Raw genomic sequence first — 15,169 nt, 5'->3', positions numbered from 1 at the left:
ATTTAAGTACTTATTTAAGGTTCTGTGTAATGGATAAAACCTACAATCCGCAAGATATTGAACAGTCGCTATACCAAGACTGGGAACAAAAAGGCTACTTTAAGCCATCTGGCCAAGGCGTACCGTATTCGATCATGATCCCGCCGCCAAATGTCACCGGTAGCTTGCACATGGGCCACGCCTTCCAAGATACAATAATGGATACCCTTACGCGTTTTAAGCGTATGCAAGGTAACAACACATTATGGCAAGTAGGTACTGACCACGCGGGTATTGCAACGCAAATGTTGGTTGAGCGTAAACTACACGCTGAAGAAGGTAAAACACGTCACGATTTAGGCCGCGAAGATTTTATTAATAAAATTTGGGAATGGAAAAACGAATCTGGCGGTACTATCACTAAACAGCTTCGTCGTCTTGGCGCATCGGTTGATTGGGACCGTGAACGCTTTACGATGGACGATGGCTTATCTGAAGCGGTTAAAGAAGTCTTTGTACGTCTTCACAAAGAAAACCTAATTTACCGCGGTAAGCGCCTAGTAAACTGGGATCCAAAATTACACACCGCTATTTCAGACCTTGAAGTTGAAAACAAAGACAAACAAGGCCACATGTGGAATTTGCGCTACCCACTTGCTGATGGCGTTAAAACACAAGACGGCAAAGACTACATTGTCGTAGCAACAACACGTCCAGAAACCATGCTAGGTGACTCAGGTGTTGCAGTAAACCCAGATGACGAACGCTACACAGATTTAATTGGTAAAGAGATTTTACTGCCTATCGTAAATCGTCGTATCACAATTGTTGCAGATGAACACGCTGATAAAGACAAAGGCACGGGTTGTGTAAAAATCACCCCAGCACACGACTTTAACGATAACGAAGTTGGCAAGCGTCATAAAATGCCAATGATCAATATTTTCGATAAAAACGCTGCTATTCTAAGCCAAGGTGAAACATACACCTTTGACGGTAAAGAACTTGAGTTTGATGCGCCAATTCCTGAGCGCTTACACGGCCTAGACCGTTTTGCTGCGCGTAAAGCGATTATCGCAGAATTTGAAGAACTTGGTTTACTCGAAAAAATCGAAGACCATGCGTTAACTGTACCTTACGGCGACCGCTCTGGTGTGGTTATTGAGCCACTCCTTACCGACCAATGGTATGTACGTGTTGCACCACTTGCAGAACCTGCAAAAGATGCCGTTAAAAATGGCGACATTCAGTTTGTGCCTAAACAGTACGAGAACATGTACTTCTCGTGGATGAACGACGTACAAGATTGGTGTATTTCACGCCAGCTTTGGTGGGGTCACCGTATTCCAGCTTGGTACGACAGCGAAGGCAACGTTTACGTTGGCCGCGATGAAGCTGAAGTACGCCGCGACAACAACATTGCCGATGATGTTGCGCTAAGCCAAGACGAAGACGTACTTGATACCTGGTTCTCATCTGCGCTGTGGACGTTCTCAACGCAAGGTTGGCCAGAGAACACGGATGATTTAAAAACCTTCCACCCGTCTGACGTGTTAGTAACGGGTTTTGATATTATTTTCTTCTGGGTTGCGCGTATGATCATGATGACGCTGCACTTTATAAAAGATGAAAATGGTAAGCCACAAGTGCCGTTTAAAACAGTGTATGTTACCGGCCTAATACGTGATGACAACGGCGATAAAATGTCTAAGTCAAAAGGTAACGTACTTGACCCACTAGATATGATTGACGGCATTGAGCTGGAAGATTTAGTACAAAAGCGTACTGGCAACATGATGCAGCCTAAACTTGCCGCTAAAATCGAAAAAGACACGCGCAAAGTATTTGCAAATGGTATTGAGGCACACGGTACCGATGCGCTTCGCTTTACCCTTGCAGCAATGGCATCAACCGGTCGTGATATCAACTGGGATATGAACCGCCTAGAAGGTTACCGTAACTTCTGTAATAAACTATGGAACGCAAGCCGTTACGTATTAATGAACACAGAAGAGCAAGATTGTGGCTTCAACGATGCACAAAAAGAGTTCTCATTAGCAGATCGTTGGATATTAGGTCAATTTGAAGCAACGGTTAAAACCTACACTGAACACCTTGATAACTACCGCTTTGATTTAGCGGCTAACACGCTTTACGAATTCACTTGGAACCAGTTCTGTGATTGGTACTTAGAGCTGACTAAGCCGGTATTATTTAAAGGCAATGAAGCACAGCAACGCGGTACACGTAATACACTCATTACGGTACTAGAAAGCCTACTGCGCTTAATGCACCCAATGATGCCATACATTACCGAAACTATTTGGCAGCGCGTTGCACCACTTGCAGGGCTTGAAACAGCAGGTACCAGCATCATGGTACAGGGCTTCCCTGTTTATAATGAAGCAAACGTTGATGCCCAAGCTATGGACGACTTAGAGTGGGTTAAACAGTTTATTTTAGCAATTCGTGTTATTCGTGGTGAGATGGACATTAGCCCAAGTAAGCCACTTAACGTGTTGCTAGCTAACGCATCAAGCGATGATGTGCGCCGTATTAACGAGAACGAGTCATTTATTGCCTCGCTTGCTAAACTTGAATCGTTCACCCTGCTTGAAAACAAAGATGATGCACCAGCGTGTGCAACATCCTATGTTGGCAACCTTGAAATTATGATCCCTATGGCGGGCTTAATTGACGTTGAAGCAGAGCTTGCACGTATAAACAAGCAACTCGAAAAAGCAGAAAAAGGCCTAGCCCAAGTGCAAAACAAGCTGGCTAACGAAAAGTTTGTAAATAACGCACCAGAAGCCGTACTTGCAAAAGAGAACGCGAAGCTCGCTGAATTCACTGATGCTAAAACCAAGTTACTTGAGCAAAAAACTAAAATAGAAAGCTTATAATTTTAGTTGCCTGCTAAAGCAATTTAGCAGGCATTAAAAAAGCCGCTCACTGTTAAAGTGAGCGGCTTTTTTGTGCCCTGCGATTAACCACAAGGCACAGCTACATTAAAACTTGTAGTTGTACTGAGCGCCAACAAGTACAGCGTGGCCTTTAGACTCGAAGCCCCACTCACTGCCTGACTCATCAGCTTCAGTAAATGTTTGTGTTTTACCACGAATAATACTTACACCTAAATCAACATTTGATTGCGTGTCGATAGTGTAGTTACCACCAAACGAGAACCAAAAACGGTCTGTATCAGGGATAGAGATAGAAAGGTGAGTTTGCGATACTGGCGACTCATCAAACGCTACACCTGCACGAAGTAATAAGTCTTCGTTGTATTGATAATCGCCACCGATAGAGTAACGAAACGCATCGTCAAACTGCTCTTGTTTTTCAAATGCAACAAACTTGTCGCCTGTTGGTGCAGTTACTTGCGCTTCTAGTGACTCAAAGCTGCTCCAACCTGTCCATAATACGCTGTAGTGTAAGCCAAGTTTTTCATCTAACTGGTGAGAACCAGAAAACTCAGCAATAGCTGGTAACGTTAGCTCTACAGAACCCGGTAGTTGTGCACCACCAGTGCCGCCTACAGCTACTGGTAAGTCATTTGAGAAATCACCTTCAAATGTGATGTCTGTTTCGCTGCGGTAGTTAAAACCAAAACGGCTATTTTCGTCTAGTTGGTACATTAAACCAACGTTTAAACCTAGGCCTGTGTCGTCACCTTGAAGGTTTACTGCATCAGCACCAAAATCAAAGCCGCTTGTATTAGCGCCTACTTTACGGATTACGGTTGCATCTGCATAAATGTAGTTTAAGCCAATACCAAAGCTAAATTGCTCAGTTACTTTATAAGCAACGCTTGCATTAAGGTTAACGGTGAAAATTTCTGTCTCGCCTGCAATTTGGCCCGCTACGTAGTCATCGTTAAACTCTGTAGATAAACCAAAGTTAGAAAACGCGCCAAAACCTAGTGATACTTTATCGTTATACGGCATAGTAAAGTAAGCGGCAGGTACTACTGCGCTTGGTGCTATGCTGTCATCATCTAGGGCACTTGGATCAATACCGTTATTGGTTTGTGTTCCTTCTAAGCTCACATCTGGAATTACACCAATAGCAGCAACACTAAGTTGCTTATCTTTAAATAAAGTCATTAATGCAGGGTTGCGAGCAACAACAGACGCATCATCTGCGATAGATGCTTCACCTGCGTATGCACGGCCTAAACCTGACGCGTTTTGCTCTGCTAATTGAAACGCGGCTGCAAAACTATCAGCCGAAACAAATGCAAGCGAAGCTGCAATAAGAGTTTTAGAAAATTTCATTGTTGTGTCCTTAACCAAACAAGCGTTTGGGTATCTATGTGTTGTTATTAGGATTTTAAACTTGGCTACACTACCTTAATTTTTTATAAAAAACTGTAACAAAGCGACAAAAAACACCAAAAAACACGTTTTTTAACTACATTTTAACAACTATTTAAAACTCATCGGAGCAGAAATGTGTTATTAGAGCTTATACTCTAATTGTAATTAATTATCATTTAGATTGACTTGTAATTCCCTGCATTTTAAACTCATTACAAAATCACAAAGGAAGCAAATAGGTGATCATTTTACTTATTATTGCAGGGCTCATTTTTTGTGGCGCCAGTGTGTTTTGTTTTTATAAAGCAAACTATTGTGCCTGCACACAAGCCGGCCAATGCGATAACCCCGTAAACCATTACTGGTTAGGGGCCATGCTAAATGCATTAGTGTCGTTAGCTTTTTGCTGTATTGCACTGCATGTACAGCAAGGAACATTATTATGGCTAACGTTAATGGCGAGTTGTTTTTTAGGCGCTTATATTTCTGCTAAACGCGAAAAACTTAAGCGCTGTAAAAAAGCTAATTCAACAAGTGCTCTTTTAACAAACGAGCCAAATTAATTTGATAGTCGAGTGGCTTGATACTCGACACTATTTTAATACTTTGATCAGGCTCATTTAAGTCTAAGTCTTTAGGGGTGACGTGGTGCCCGTGTTTAGCATTATAAAATAGCTTAACTTTAGGCTTGATGGGATTTGATTTATTGCCCTCGAGCACGAGAGCTAATCGCTCATTAGTTAATTTAACAATAGTGCCTACTGGGTGCACACCTAAACATTTAATAAAGTGCTGTACTAGCTCTGCATCAAATAGCTCTTTGTTAGCCAACAAATAACGCAGCGCGTTAATGGGTTCATCCCCTTCTTGATGCGGTCTATCGGCTGTTAGCGCATCGTACACATCAACAATCGCCATTATGCGCGCTGGGCGACTAAGCTTTTCAGCTGTAATACCACGCGGATAGCCTGAGCCATCTAATCGCTCATGGTGGTTAACTATCATGTCGAGTATTAGGGGGGTAATGCCTTTTTCACCTTTAACCAAGCCTAAACCTTGAGCCACATGGCGTTTAATAATATCCATTTCGCTGCTAGTGAGTTTACTTGGCCTAGAAATAATCCCCTGCGGGAGTTTAGCTTGCCCTAAGTCGTGAAGTAACGCGCCCATAGCAAGCTGCTGCACGGCTTCTTCTTTGTATCCTAAATATTTAGCAAACACGGCGGTGAAAATAGCGCAGTTAATCATGTGGCGCCAATTGTAGCTATGTTTGTCTTTTATGCGGGTTAAAATGGTCATTGCACTGGTATTTCTAAATACCGAGCTGACTATATCGTTAGCCATTTCATCAATCACCTTTAAATTAACCGACAACCCTGTGGTTACATCACCATACAAAGCTTGCAGCTTGCGATTATGCTGCTCAAAGTTGATGCTAGCTTTGGCAAATTCTTGCTCAAGGGTAATCGCAGGTTTTACCGCGGGTGGTTTTGTTTTACTGCTTGAAGTGGTGCTCTTTTGTGGGGGCGCACTCTTAGGTTTGTACTTATCGGGTATGGCGGCATCGCCTTTGGTAAAGTCGATAAGCAGCTCTAAAACGCCTTCGGTTACTAAGCGTTTTATAATTGCCTGGTTTCGCACTAAGCCACTGGTTTTTATTTTTATACTGTTGAGCCCTTCATGCTGTTTGGTAACACTGTCAACAAACATACCTGGGGTGAGCTCTGAAATGGGTAACGCGATGAGCATGGCAGAAGCGTTTTCTACAATTAAATATGCCTACTAAATAGCATTGTTTAACCCTAAAAGTCTACTTTTTGAGTTGAGGGCAATACCATATAACTACAAAGGACTACTAAAATAAAGGTAGACGTAAACAGGAAAACAATAAAAAGCAAATGGCGCTCTTGCTAGGAATCGAACCTAGAACTTAGCCTCCGGAGGGCCACGTGATATCCATTTCACCACAAGAGCACATTTGTTGCTAAAACACTAACTCGCGATATCAATGCTTTAGCACTGGCAATAATAAAGAGATCTTTAAATAAATACCAGCATCATTGAGTTATATGCCTATAAATCAAACTGTTTTTGATAAAACACTTCACAACTTGCCAAAAACAAGCTATTTATTGGTATTCGATAAAAAAATAGTAACCGTTTGGCAACATGTTCTGAATGCTTACGGATTATATAGAGGATGTAATTATGAGTTTAATGTCGACTGAGCAAGTGGCTGAGTTTTTAGGTGTAAAAGCCGAGCGGGTAAAACGCCTTGCTCGTGAGAGCTTGCTTATTGCCAAGTCTGAAGATGAAAACGGTGAGCCCCAATTTGATGCTGACGAAGTAGCAAAGTACAAAGAGCTTGCCGCGCGTTTTGGCGGGCTTTAATCTTTTATCTCGTTTAATAACTTACTTAGCTGCGCGCGTAATGTGCTTGCCTTATTATTTATGTCGCGCTGCTCATACCACCCTATACACAACACCAAAAACACCACTTTAAAGTAACGTAGCTTGTCATAAGCGCAATAAAACTCACTGGGTATTGCTTGCTGGGCGCTATATTGCTCAAGCAAAGTGTGCTCTGCGTGCCCATTTAGCTCTAAGCTAACCGCAAGTGCCGCTAAATCAAAATACACGTCGTTTGTTTGCGCATATTCAAAGTCAATTAAATACATGCCTCTTGAATTTACTATTAGGTTATCTTTAACTAAATCGTTATGACAAAAGCCACTGCTGTAGGGCATATCACTAATGGCGCTTAGCGTATCTTCAATTAAGCGGCTGTGCTGTTGATATATGTTGCTATTAGCGTAATACGCAAGCTCTTTTGCAATATCCATTGGCTGTGTAGCTAGAGGGTAACTATGAACGCGTGCCAACTTTTCAACTAGGTCAATACTGTAATTATTAGTAGCGATATCACCACAAATATAGCGAAATGCAGCTCGCCTGTTAGCCTTATCGAGCCAAATGGGTTTAGGGCAAACGTTATGTTGGCTAAGTGCAGTTTGGGCTTGTAGCCCTATTTTAGGCCAATGCGATTTGTAGCATTTTAATAAGTAGTTTTGCTGTGCAGTTTTTATTAGGTAATTGTCGTTACTTAAACCATTCACTAATTTAGTGGTTTGTAGCACGTGCTCAGGTGCCACAAACTCACTACATAACGCGGCAATATTTGGATTACGGTGCATGCGTTATAATTGCGCTAATGGCTTAGCTTGGCTTTGCTCGTACTCTTCGTACCAGGTTTTAAATCCCCACGCGGCCATAATAGTGTAAAAAATAAATAGCGCGAGCGTTGGGTAATAGCCTTTTTCGTAATACAAATACATAGAGGCCGCATCAATAACAATCCAATACAGCCAGTTTTCGAGTACTTTTTTAGCAACCAAATACGTGGTTACCACCGCAAAACAGGTTGTAAAGCTATCTAGGTAGGCAAAATCGGCGTGGGTGTAGTTTTGCATTACATAGCCAATAATAATGGCCGCTAAGCTCGTAGCGCCTATAAGAATGGCGTGGCGTTGTGTAGACCAAGAGGTAATACTAATATTATCTGCTTTGCCTTTGCGCCATACCATCCAGCCAAATACAGCCATGTACATGTAATAAAAATTAAGTAGCGACTCCATAAGCAGCGCGCCATTCCAGTACATTATGGTGTAAATAAGCGTGCTAAAAAAAGCGGCAGGCCAGCACCATAGGCTCTCTTTTATTGCCAGTAATAAATAAGCAATAGACAACCCTACCGCAATATATTCCCAATGCGACATTGCTGTAAAACCACTTAAGGTTTGTGTTAAAAAATCCATGTGTGCGGTTACCGTTTTTAATACACGTTAAATAAAGGCGATTACTCTGGAGATAAATCGCCAGATAAAAACTTACAAACAAAAATAGCCTTACCAAACTCTTCGTACGAGCGTTTAATTTCGGTGTTTAGCACTTGCATTACTAAATCGTAATCGCCAAAAATTTGCGTAGAAAGCGTATTGGTGATCACTTTTAAGTTGTCGTATTCGTTTAAACGGTCAATAAAGCCCTTAATAAACGGGATGTAATCTTGATGAAGTGGGTATTTACTGATCTCTACTGATAATTTCATTTTAAACTCTACTTTTAATTATTTGATTTCAACAAATCGTTCAATGCCAGTTCAATACAGTGTAAAATTACACTCACACTCAATTAGCTGAGCTTATTATGGCACGCAGAATAACCTATACATTTAAAAACCAACCGCGCGAAATTAACTTCGCAAAAGACAAATACCACGACATGTATCAAGCTATTGCCGCTGCCGAAGGTATTGATTTAACCAACTACTTAAACATGGTACGCCAAATAGAAATGACCTCAAAAGGCTCTTCGGCTGTACGTAACTTTCGTGACCAAGAATTTGCCCGTATGGGCTTTAGTGATATTTACTTTATTAAAGAATAAATATCACTTATTAACTATCGCTGGTACTCGTAACTTACGCGCGGTGTAATATTACACAGTAATTCGTAAGGGATAGTATCGGCGCAGTGGGCTATTTCTTCAACCGGAAGCTCCGGCCCCCACATTGTAACGCTGTCGCCTACTTTAACATTGTGCTCGTTTTCGCCTATATCAATGCTTATCATATCCATAGACACACTGCCTACAATACCGTAACGCTGCCCTGCAATCATAACCGGTGTGCCTTCTTTGGCATGACGCGGATAGCCATCGCCATAACCCATAGCCACTACGGCTAATTGGGTTGGTTTATCACTTTGCCAACGGCCTCCGTACCCTACTCGCTCATGGGCGGCAACATCACGCACTGCAATCACCTTTGTGGTTAAACGCATGACCGGCTTTAAATTGTGTTCTTGCCCTGTGCAGTTTGCCATTGGCGACACCCCATAAAGCATAAGTCCTGGGCGTATCCAATCACCGTGTCCTGCTGGCCAAGCTATAATACCGGCCGAGTTTGATAAACAATGCGCTTGGTCTATGCCCTTTACAAGCGTATCAAATAAGCTAATTTGCTGCGCCGTTTTAGTATTGTGCGTATCATCGGCACACGAAAAATGGGTCATCAAATTAATGGTGCTTTTAGCATTGGGTGTGCGCTGCAAGCGACTATAAAATGCGTCAAACTGCTCCGGTGCTATGCCTAATCGGTGCATGCCGGTGTTTATTTTTAGCCAGCAAGTAATTGGCGCATCTAAGGTGGCATTTTCTATTGCTGCAAGCTGGTTTTCGTCGTGCACAATAGTTTGAAAATTATTAGCCAATAAAATAGGTAAGTCGGCTTTATTAAAAAAACCTTCAAGCAGTACTATTGGCTTTGTTAAACCACCGGCGCGCAGTGCGAGGGCTTCATCAATTCGGGCAACAGCAAATGCATCAGCACTATTTAAGTGCTGGGCAATTTTTACTAAACCATGCCCATACGCATTGGCTTTTAATACCGCCATTATTTTGCTATTTGGCGCAAAACGTTTTACCTGCGATAAGTTATGCGCAAGGGCGGTTAGGTTAATTTCGGCTGTGGCTAGGCGCATTAGTATTCATCATCAACTGCTGGCCCCGCGTAATTATCAAAGCGAGAAAATTGCCCTTGGAAGGTTAAGCGCACTTTACCAATTGGGCCGTTACGCTGTTTACCTATGATAATTTCGGCGATGCCTTTTTCAGTGCTGTCTTCGTTGTATACCTCATCACGGTATATAAACATGATTAAATCGGCATCTTGCTCTATTGAACCCGACTCACGTAAATCTGAGTTAATTGGGCGTTTATCAGCACGTTGCTCTAGCGTACGGTTTAGCTGCGAAAGCGCAATAACCGGGCACTGTAACTCTTTAGCGAGCGCTTTTAATGAACGCGATATTTCGGCAATCTCTAAAGTACGATTATCTGATAAACTAGGTACGCGCATTAACTGAAGGTAATCGACCATGATCATACTAATACCACCGTGGTCGCGCGCTATACGTCTTGCACGTGAACGCACATCGGTAGGTGTAAGCCCCGATGCATCATCAACATACATTTTGCCTTTTTCCATCAACAGCCCCATAGTTGATGAAAGTCGCGCCCAATCGTCATCATCTAGCTGGCCAGTACGTACCTTAGTTTGGTTAATACGACCAAGTGATGCCAACATCCTCATCATAATTTGTTCAGAGGGCATCTCTAATGAGTAAATAAGCACAGGCTTGTCTTGCGTCATTGCGGCGTGCTCAGCAAGGTTCATCGCAAAGGTGGTTTTACCCATCGACGGACGTGCTGCAACAATAATTAAATCAGAAGGCTGCATACCTGCTGTCATTTTATCTAAATCAGCATACCCAGTGCTTACACCGGTTACACCGTCTTGCGGCGACTGGTATAGCTCTTCGATTTTATCGACGGTTTTTTCAAGAATGTTATGAATGCTTTGCGGGCCTTCGGTACTTTTTGTACGTTGCTCAGCAATTTTAAATACTTTACTCTCGGCAAAGTCTAATAAGTCGTGGCTGGTGCGCCCTTCTGGGTTAAAACCAGCTTCGGCTATTTCATTAGCTACGCCAATCATTTCGCGTACTACCGCGCGCTCACGCACAATATTGGCGTATGCATCGATATTCGCAGCACTTGGGGTGTTTTTAGCTATTTCGGCCAAATACGCAAAACCACCAATGCCTGCTAGTTGGTTATTTTTTTCAAGGCTTTCTGAAATTGTGATTAAATCTATCGGATCGCCCACTTCAGCAAGCGCGGTCATGGCTTCAAAAATAAGCTTATGGGTGCGGGTATAAAAGTCCTGCGCAACAACCAGCTCTGCTACGCGGTCAAAAGCTTGGTTATCAAGCATTAAGCCACCTAAAACAGATTGTTCAGCTTCTATTGAATGGGGAGGAACTTTAAGGGTATCGACTTGCTTATCTGGTTTGGCCATAACTTCACAGTACTAAAATTGAATGGCTCTATTCTATCGACTTGGCGGGGCTGTGCAAATAGCAAAGCAGGAAATCTTTTCCTGCTTTTTGTAATCATTAACGCTAATTAGCGTTATTTAGTTCGAAGCTCAATTCGCCCGCTTATAGTATCCATTTCAACACTTGCGCTGCCACCATTGGCACTAAACTCTAAATCACTAGAAGGGCCATATTTAGCTTTAGTCACTTTATCGCTGGTAACTTTATTAATAATTTTACCGTTGGCGTGCGCTTTAATCTCAAACTGAGCCGACACACTTTGCGGGAAGTAAAAATCAGCATCACCACTTACCGACTCATAGCGAACATCAGCCCCTTTTAGCAACTCACTGATGTGTATTTCAGCTTCGCCGTTTACAGTATTAATACGTAAGCTTTTAATGCTCGATAAAGTAAAATCGATATCACCATTTACGTTTTCTAATCGTACGTCGTTTGCGGTTGTGCTTGATTTAATATCGCCATTTACGGCGCTAAAGCGCAGCTCTCCGCTTGATTGCTCATCGTTTATTTCACCGTTTACGGTTTCAAACTGAATATTGCCGCTTAAGTTCTGTGCGTTTACATCGCCATTTACGGTGCTTAATTTAACAGTGCCGCTAATGTTATCTACCGTAATTTCACCATTAACAACATCAACCTCAGCGCCTTTTTTAAGTGTTTTTGCAGTCACTGACACATTTACGCCAGCAAATTCTAAGCGACTGCTTTTTGGCATAAATACCGTTAAGTTAGAGCCATCTCCATTGTTACCCCACCCCAAATTGCGTGGCATTTTTACTATAAATTCGGTTTTATCGCCTGTCGTTTTAAGCTCAAATCCTTCGGCCTTGTCATCAAGCTCGCCTGAGACTTTAAATTCGTTTTTATCCCAGCCGGTTATGTTTACATCGCCGCGTTGGTTTTCAATAAAAATAGTGCCGCCGCTTGGCACCTCTATTTGCTTATCTATTTTTTCGCCCGCTAAAACGCTCAGTGGTAATAGGCTTAGCCCAAGTAAAATTGCTTTCATGTTATTCCCCTATATTTGCTGCCAACGCGGTGCATGCACCTTGTTAATTAAGTCGAGTTGTTGCTGGTAAACTTGCGCCAACATGGTCAGTAATGCCTGATTTTGTGGCTCGTTTTCAAGTGCCTGTTTAATTGCTTGCTCTGCTTCTTCAAGCTCTTGTAACTGTGCTTGCCAGTTATTGGTAAGTGCATCCTGGTTTTTGTACTGCACTAATAAACTTTGCTTTTGCGCTTTAAAATAATCGCTCATAGCAGCCACTTGGCTTGGCTCGTTATTGCTCATAAATATATTTATTGCTAATAACGCCGCTGCACTGCACGCAGCAATAGCGCTCAATTTAGGCCATAATGGCGCTTTAACAGCAGGTGGCTTAGCTGTAACTATGGCGTGCTCAATGCCCTGCCAAAGTGCTTTATTGGGCGCTATGTCTTTATTTAAATTGTTTAAAGACTCGTTTAAGTAGTCATCAAAATTTTGTTTACTCATACTCGTACCACTCTTGTAATAACTGCCTTGCACGATGATATTGCGACTTACTCGACCCCACTGCCATTCCCAATTGCTGGGCTATTTCTTCGTGGCGGTAGCCTTCAATAGCATATAAAACAAACACCATGCGGGCGCGCTCTGGTAGGCGAACAATTAATTTATCTAACCCGTTTAATCCCTTACAGCTTTGTGCGCTTTGCTCATCCATACCGCTTTGTTCTATGCTCACAACTTTGTTTAACCAGCTTTTGTGCTTGCGTACATAACTAATCGCAATGTTGCTTGCTACGCTGTATAGCCAAGTAGAAAATTGTGAGCGCCCGTCAAACTGCGCTATTTTATGCCACACCTGCACAAACACCTCTTGGGCGGCATCTTCAGCGTGCGCTTCATCGGCCAGTAAGCGCAAACATAAACCGTAAACACGCTTTATATGCAGCTCATATAATGCTTTATAAGCATTTTGATCCCCCGCTTTAACACGCTCAATGAGTGCAAGGTCGCATAGGGGCGTGTGCTCGGGTTTTGTGTGTAACATCCGTGATGTCGCCTTTTAATTATTTTTATTTAAAAACGTGTATTAATGAGTGTATTGATTACTAAGACGCAAAGACAGACAAGAAAGGTTTAAACTAATAATAAAAATAGTTAAATAATTTTATATAGAGCTATTAGATGGGTATTAAAGAGGAATTTTAGATACAAAAAAGCCGCGCTAAAAGCACGGCTTTTTGGGCTTAATTAAAAATTAAGCTTCAGCAATAACGATTACTTTAATAGTAGCTGTTACGTCTGAGTGTACTGCGATTGCAACGTCGAATTCGCCAGTTTCACGGATAGTACCGTGAGGTAAACGAACTTCTGATTTAGCAACTTCAACACCAACAGCTGAGATAGCGTCAGCGATGTCACGAGTACCGATTGAACCGAATAGCTTACCTTCGTCACCAGCTTTAGATACTAAAGTAACTTCTGCTAATGCTTCTAGTTTGTCAGCGCGTGCTTGTGCTGCAGTTAACTGTTCAGCGATTTTCGCTTCTAAGTCTGCGCGACGAGCATCAAACGTTTCAATGTTTGCTTTAGTTGCAGGAACTGCCTTACCTTGCGGGAAAAGGAAGTTACGTGCGAAGCCAGATTTAACAACAACCTGGTCACCTAGGCCACCTAGGTTAGCGATCTTATCTAGTAGAATAACTTGCATGTTTCTACACCTTTTAAAAACTGTTAATCCGCTGCTTACTTATGTAAGTCAGTGTATGGAAGAAGGGCTAAGTAGCGAGCACGCTTAATAGCAGTTGCTAGCTGGCGCTGGTATTTAGCGCTAGTACCTGTAATACGGCTAGGTACGATTTTGCCACTTTCTGTAACATAGTTTCTAAGAGTAGCTAGATCTTTGTAATCGATTTGTTGTACGCCTTCCGCTTTAAAGCGGCAGAACTTACGACGTCTGAAATAACGTGCCATGAGATTAATTCCTCAAATAATTCTTTCTATATGCTGAGCATGCAAAACCAATTGGCTAAGGCCGTTACGACCTTCGTGGCGATTTAAAAAACCACTCACTTGCAATGCCTGCCCAACGTGCAAATGTTGAGTCTGTTGTTGCATTTGCTTACCACTGGCAACAACCTGAAGCCTAACGTAACTATTACGGTTAAGATCTGCTTCGGTTTGCATCGATTTATGTTCTACAACAAAAATACAATGCGGTATGCCTGCAGGGCTTTGGCTAAACTTGGGTGTTTTACAAACAACCCCCGATATAACCAGCTGATTCATATATGGGCTAACCATTACACTAACTGCTGACTACGTGCCATGCTAGGACTCAAAACAATTAAGCAGCTGGTGCTTCTTTCTTCTCTTCTCTTGCAAGAGGAGACGCTTCAGTTACTGCATTTTTAGTACGCATAACTAAGTTACGAAGCACTGCATCGTTGTAGCGGAAAGTAGTTTCTAGCTCGCTGATTACTTCAGTAGGTGCTTCAACGTTCATAAGAACATAATGAGCTTTGTGAAGCTTGTTGATTGGGTAAGCCAGTTGACGACGGCCCCAGTCTTCAAGACGGTGGATAGTACCACCAGCTTCAGTGATAGAACCAGTATAACGTTCGATCATACCAGATACTTGCTCACTCTGATCAGGGTGAACCATGAATACGATTTCGTAATGACGCATGGATATTCCTTACGGTTAATAGAGCCTTCTACCGTTTCGGCCGGTCGGTTTAAGGCAAGGAATTAATAGTGTAAAAGCCGAAATGAGCGCGCATTTTACGCTTAGATGGATAATTAAGCAAGCAGGTTTTTTAAGCTTTGATAGATAAGTGTTAAAGCTATCAGCTATCAGCTATCAGCTATCAGCTATCAGCTATCAGCTATCAGCTATCAGCTATCAGCTATCAGCTATC

General features: G+C 42.3%; 18 protein-coding genes and 1 tRNA gene. 4 read left to right on the top strand and 15 right to left on the bottom strand.

What is annotated here, in order from left to right; genetic code table 11:
- The first annotated feature begins 29 nt into the window (after positions 1 to 29).
- Entirely contained in the window at positions 30 to 2,882 is a 2,853-nt protein-coding gene (locus MTF64_RS16055) for a valine--tRNA ligase (protein ID WP_248451982.1), read from the top strand.
- A gap of 105 nt (positions 2,883 to 2,987) precedes the next feature.
- Here MTF64_RS16055 and MTF64_RS16050 read toward each other — a convergent pair whose 3' ends face one another.
- The gene (locus tag MTF64_RS16050) at positions 2,988 to 4,256 is read right to left on the bottom strand and encodes an outer membrane protein transport protein (RefSeq protein WP_248451981.1); all 1,269 of its coding nucleotides are present in this window, start codon (positions 4,254 to 4,256) and stop codon (positions 2,988 to 2,990) included.
- A 281-nt stretch (positions 4,257 to 4,537) separates the two neighbouring features.
- Here MTF64_RS16050 and MTF64_RS16045 point away from each other — a divergent pair, with 281 nt between their 5' ends.
- A complete protein-coding gene (locus tag MTF64_RS16045; protein WP_029772472.1) occupies positions 4,538 to 4,861 on the top strand; it encodes a hypothetical protein in 324 nt (107 codons plus the stop codon).
- Here the strand turns inward: MTF64_RS16045 and MTF64_RS16040 are convergent.
- Both MTF64_RS16040 and MTF64_RS16035 read right to left on the bottom strand, forming a co-directional pair.
- Positions 4,821 to 6,047 carry an HD-GYP domain-containing protein gene (locus tag MTF64_RS16040; RefSeq protein ID WP_029772471.1) on the bottom strand — a complete coding sequence of 409 codons (1,227 nt, stop codon included), beginning with the start codon at positions 6,045 to 6,047 and terminating at the stop codon, positions 4,821 to 4,823. The genes MTF64_RS16045 and MTF64_RS16040 overlap by 41 nt on opposite strands.
- A gap of 150 nt (positions 6,048 to 6,197) precedes the next feature.
- Positions 6,198 to 6,272 (bottom strand) — tRNA-Arg (locus MTF64_RS16035).
- A gap of 234 nt (positions 6,273 to 6,506) precedes the next feature.
- Between MTF64_RS16035 and MTF64_RS16030 the strand changes: the two genes are divergently transcribed.
- Positions 6,507 to 6,689, top strand: coding sequence for a hypothetical protein (locus MTF64_RS16030; protein WP_024031630.1), 183 nt, complete (start codon positions 6,507 to 6,509; stop codon positions 6,687 to 6,689).
- Here the strand turns inward: MTF64_RS16030 and MTF64_RS16025 are convergent.
- From MTF64_RS16025 to MTF64_RS16015, 3 genes are read right to left on the bottom strand one after another with little or no spacing between them, the layout of a single operon-like run.
- Positions 6,686 to 7,492 (bottom strand): phosphotransferase, encoded by an 807-nt coding sequence (locus MTF64_RS16025; RefSeq protein WP_248451980.1) that lies wholly within the window; start codon positions 7,490 to 7,492, stop codon positions 6,686 to 6,688. The genes MTF64_RS16030 and MTF64_RS16025 overlap by 4 nt on opposite strands.
- A gap of 3 nt (positions 7,493 to 7,495) precedes the next feature.
- Complete coding sequence (gene pnuC, locus MTF64_RS16020; RefSeq protein ID WP_004588465.1) at positions 7,496 to 8,113, bottom strand: nicotinamide riboside transporter PnuC; 618 nt, start codon at positions 8,111 to 8,113, stop codon at positions 7,496 to 7,498.
- A 41-nt stretch (positions 8,114 to 8,154) separates the two neighbouring features.
- Positions 8,155 to 8,406 (bottom strand): hypothetical protein, encoded by a 252-nt coding sequence (locus tag MTF64_RS16015; protein WP_004588464.1) that lies wholly within the window; start codon positions 8,404 to 8,406, stop codon positions 8,155 to 8,157.
- A 98-nt stretch (positions 8,407 to 8,504) separates the two neighbouring features.
- On the opposite strand from MTF64_RS16015, the gene MTF64_RS16010 reads away from it, so the two are divergent.
- Positions 8,505 to 8,744: a DUF2960 domain-containing protein gene (locus tag MTF64_RS16010; protein ID WP_004588463.1), complete on the top strand. Its 240-nt coding sequence runs from the start codon at positions 8,505 to 8,507 to the stop codon at positions 8,742 to 8,744.
- Positions 8,745 to 8,758: 14 nt separating this feature from the next.
- Here MTF64_RS16010 and alr read toward each other — a convergent pair whose 3' ends face one another.
- From alr to rpsF, 9 genes are all read right to left on the bottom strand, one after another.
- Positions 8,759 to 9,838, bottom strand: coding sequence for an alanine racemase (gene alr / locus MTF64_RS16005; protein ID WP_024031627.1), 1,080 nt, complete (start codon positions 9,836 to 9,838; stop codon positions 8,759 to 8,761).
- On the bottom strand, positions 9,838 to 11,217 hold the full coding sequence (gene dnaB / locus MTF64_RS16000; RefSeq protein WP_004588461.1) for a replicative DNA helicase: 1,380 nt from the start codon (positions 11,215 to 11,217) through the stop codon (positions 9,838 to 9,840). Before dnaB ends, alr begins: the two co-directional genes overlap by 1 nt.
- Before the next feature lie 113 nt (positions 11,218 to 11,330).
- Positions 11,331 to 12,269, bottom strand: a complete 939-nt coding sequence (locus MTF64_RS15995; protein ID WP_248451979.1) for a DUF4097 family beta strand repeat-containing protein — start codon at positions 12,267 to 12,269, stop codon at positions 11,331 to 11,333.
- 9 nt (positions 12,270 to 12,278) lie between these two features.
- The gene (locus MTF64_RS15990) at positions 12,279 to 12,755 is read right to left on the bottom strand and encodes a hypothetical protein (RefSeq protein WP_096740095.1); all 477 of its coding nucleotides are present in this window, start codon (positions 12,753 to 12,755) and stop codon (positions 12,279 to 12,281) included.
- Positions 12,748 to 13,296, bottom strand: a complete 549-nt coding sequence (locus MTF64_RS15985) for an RNA polymerase sigma factor (RefSeq protein ID WP_004588458.1) — start codon at positions 13,294 to 13,296, stop codon at positions 12,748 to 12,750. Before MTF64_RS15985 ends, MTF64_RS15990 begins: the two co-directional genes overlap by 8 nt.
- A gap of 210 nt (positions 13,297 to 13,506) precedes the next feature.
- The gene (gene rplI / locus MTF64_RS15980) at positions 13,507 to 13,959 is read right to left on the bottom strand and encodes a 50S ribosomal protein L9 (RefSeq protein ID WP_004588457.1); all 453 of its coding nucleotides are present in this window, start codon (positions 13,957 to 13,959) and stop codon (positions 13,507 to 13,509) included.
- 35 nt (positions 13,960 to 13,994) lie between these two features.
- Positions 13,995 to 14,222 (bottom strand): 30S ribosomal protein S18, encoded by a 228-nt coding sequence (rpsR, locus tag MTF64_RS15975; RefSeq protein WP_002962753.1) that lies wholly within the window; start codon positions 14,220 to 14,222, stop codon positions 13,995 to 13,997.
- A gap of 12 nt (positions 14,223 to 14,234) precedes the next feature.
- The gene (gene priB, locus MTF64_RS15970; protein ID WP_004588456.1) at positions 14,235 to 14,552 is read right to left on the bottom strand and encodes a primosomal replication protein N; all 318 of its coding nucleotides are present in this window, start codon (positions 14,550 to 14,552) and stop codon (positions 14,235 to 14,237) included.
- 43 nt (positions 14,553 to 14,595) lie between these two features.
- Positions 14,596 to 14,937 carry a 30S ribosomal protein S6 gene (gene rpsF, locus MTF64_RS15965; protein ID WP_004588455.1) on the bottom strand — a complete coding sequence of 114 codons (342 nt, stop codon included), beginning with the start codon at positions 14,935 to 14,937 and terminating at the stop codon, positions 14,596 to 14,598.
- Positions 14,938 to 15,169 lie beyond the last annotated feature (232 nt).

Source organism: Pseudoalteromonas sp. 2CM41L, from assembly GCF_023161905.1.
Classification (GTDB): Bacteria; Pseudomonadota; Gammaproteobacteria; order Enterobacterales; family Alteromonadaceae; genus Pseudoalteromonas; species Pseudoalteromonas atlantica.
This window is presented reverse-complemented; position numbering and strand designations above follow the sequence as displayed.